Here is a 2,649-nt window from a genome sequence, read left to right as displayed (position 1 = left end):
CTCGGGATCGGGCGGCAGCGGGATGTATTCCTTGGCGCCGGCGTGGATCGCGGCGACCGCGGCGCGGGCGTCGTTGGTGATGCCGCAGGCCACGATCGGGGCATGGATGTGCTCGGCTTCGAGCCGCATCACGAGGTCGCGGATGTCGAGGGCGACGTCGACCAGCAGGAGGTCGGCGCCCTTGCCGCCGCGCAGCACGCGCATGGCCTGCTCGTGATCCTCGGCATGGGTCACGGTGGCGCCGTTGTCCATCGCGATCTTGGTGGCGGTGGTGAGCTGGCCCTTCAATGTGCCAACGATGAGAAGCCGCATGTCAGTCTCCTGTCCGTCTGGTCGCGCTGCCGCGCGTCATTCCTTGCAGTCGCAATAGCTAGCTGCGTTCGGTCTTGATGATTTCGGTCATGGTCACGCCGAGCTTGTCCTCGACCAGGACGACTTCGCCGCGGGCGACCAGCTTGTTGTTGACGTAGATGTCGATGGCTTCGCCCACGCGCCGGTCGAGCTCGAGCACGGTGCCGGGCCCGAGCTTCAGGAGCTCGCTGACGTCCATCTTGGAGCGGCCGAGCACCGCCGAGACCTGCACGGGAACGTCGAACACGGCCTCGAGATCGGCGGCGGCACGCGCCGCATATTCGTCCTCGCTGTAGCCGACGTCCGTGCCGGTGGGCGGCATCGGGCCGTTGAGATCGGGCAGCGGGACCTGTCCGTCGGTGTCGCTCATGGGTTAACTCCCCCTGCGGGACGCGACATAGCGTCCGACCATTTCGTCGATCTTGGCCGCGATGGCGCCGCGCTCGAGCACGACGCCGCCATCGGCCCATTCGATCCGGCAGTCGCCGGTCGCAATCTCCGGCTCGGCCAGGATCACCAGCCGTCCTTCGAAGCCGCTCTGCTTGGCGAGCCGCTCGATCTTCTCGCGTGCGCTGTCGTAGAGCGCGTCGTTGACGCGGACCACCAGATGCGGCGTCGCGACCAGATGCGAGAAGCAGTCCTTGACCAGCGCGACGATCTCGCCCAGCGGCTCGGCGGCGACGAGGTCGGCGCACAATTTGCGCGCGACCGCCACCGCGACGTCGACCGCCTCGGTCTCCATCTTCGATTCGATGTTGCCGATGCCGGACGCGATGCCGCGGATGCCGATGTTGATCTCTTCCATGGCCAGCGCGACGCGGCGGTCGCTCTCGGCCTTGGCCTCCAGCTGGCCGGCGGCAAAGCCGTCCTGATAGGCGCGCGCCTCGGCTTCGGCGATCTTCTGGGCGATCTCCGTGGCGGTCGCGGCCTTCTCCCGCGTCGCCCGCTCGGGCGCCGCGAAGTCGGTATCGAACAGGAATTTTGCCGGAGCGGCCATCAGTACACCAGTTCGTCGTCGGCGCGGTTCTTGGTCAGCATGATCTCGCCCTTGGCGGCGAGATCCTTGGCGAGGTTGACCAGCAGCGCCTGGGCCTCGTCGACGTCGCGCAGCCGGACCGGGCCCATCGCCGCCATGTCGTCCTGGAGCATCTTGGCCGCGCGCGAGGACATGTTGCCGAAGAAGAAGTTGCGGACGTCCTCGTTGGCGCTCTTGAGCGCGACGCCGAGCTTGTCCTTGTCGACGTTGCGCATCAGGGTCTGGGCCGATCCGGAATCGAGCTTCACGAGGTCGTCGAAGGTGAACATCAGCGCCTTGATGCGCTCGGCCGATTCGCGGTTGTCCTCTTCCAGCGAGGTGATGAAGCGAGTTTCGGTCTGGCGGTCGAAATTGTTGAAGATTTCAGCCATCACCTCGTGGGCGTCGCGGCGGCGGGTCTGGGACAGATTGGACATGAATTCGGTGCGCAGCGTCTTCTCCACGCTCTCGATCACCTCCTTCTGCACCGCTTCCATCTTCAGCATGCGGTTGACGACGTCGAGCGCGAGCTCCTCGGGGAAGATGCCGAGCACGCGCGCGGCGTGCTCCGGCTTCAGCTTCGACAGCACGACCGCGATGGTTTGTGGATATTCGTTCTTGAGGTAGTTGGCGAGGACCTCTTCCTGCACGTTGGAGAGCTTCTCCCACATGTTGCGCCCGGCAGGGCCGCGGATCTCGTCCATGATGCCGTTGACACGCTCCGGCGGCAGGTATTGCTGCAGCAGCCGCTCGGTGGCGTCGAAATTGCCCATCAGCGCGCCGGAGGCCGACATGCGCGAGACGAATTCGAGCAGCATGTCCTCGACCGTATCGACCTCGACGGTGCCGAGCGTCGACATCTCCAGCGAGAGCTGGCGCACCTCGTCGTCGTCGAGCATCGACCAGATCTTGCCCCCATACTGCTCGCCCAGCGCGAGCATCAGGATCGCGGCGCGCTTGGGTCCCGTCACTGCCTCGGTCTGGGCGCCCGCGCGGCTGCCGGCACGCTGGCCGAGCGTGGAGATCACGCTGGTGATGTCGTTCGAGTTGGCGTTTTGCAGACTGGCGGCCATGTCAGATCACTTCTTGATTCACTGGCTGGGATTCTTGATTCGGATTACTTGGTTGGTTCGGTCAGCCACTGGCGGATGATGGCGACGGTTTCGTTGGGGTTGCGCTCGGCGAGCTCGCCGACGCGATGAACGGACTGGGCGTGGACCTGGCCCTGGATGGTGGCGACGTCGATCGCGCTGGCGGCGCCGCTTGGCAGCAGCGGCTGGGCG

At 65.8% G+C, this 2,649-nt stretch carries 4 protein-coding genes and 1 pseudogene; all 5 read right to left on the bottom strand.

The genetic code is table 11. From position 1 onward, the window contains the following. A partial coding sequence (locus tag MOV74_RS35720) for a response regulator (protein WP_404979224.1) occupies positions 1-312 on the bottom strand: 312 nt, incomplete at its 3' end. A gap of 58 nt (positions 313-370) precedes the next feature. After that, positions 371-721, bottom strand: coding sequence for a flagellar motor switch protein FliN (gene fliN, locus MOV74_RS35715; RefSeq protein WP_140481065.1), 351 nt, complete (start codon positions 719-721; stop codon positions 371-373). Positions 722-724: 3 nt separating this feature from the next. Beyond that, entirely contained in the window at positions 725-1,348 is a 624-nt protein-coding gene (locus MOV74_RS35710; protein WP_246931905.1) for a FliH/SctL family protein, read from the bottom strand. Then, positions 1,348-2,439 carry a flagellar motor switch protein FliG gene (gene fliG / locus MOV74_RS35705; RefSeq protein WP_246931903.1) on the bottom strand — a complete coding sequence of 364 codons (1,092 nt, stop codon included), beginning with the start codon at positions 2,437-2,439 and terminating at the stop codon, positions 1,348-1,350. The genes MOV74_RS35710 and fliG overlap by 1 nt, the downstream gene beginning before the upstream one ends. A gap of 44 nt (positions 2,440-2,483) precedes the next feature. Beyond that, positions 2,484-2,649, bottom strand: a pseudogene (locus tag MOV74_RS35700) (flagellar M-ring protein FliF); the annotation flags it as partial.

Source organism: Bradyrhizobium sp. SHOUNA76 (assembly GCF_023006445.1).
Classification (GTDB): Bacteria; Pseudomonadota; Alphaproteobacteria; order Rhizobiales; family Xanthobacteraceae; genus Bradyrhizobium.
Note: the sequence above shows the minus strand (reverse complement) of the source record. Positions and strands in the feature narration are given on the sequence as shown.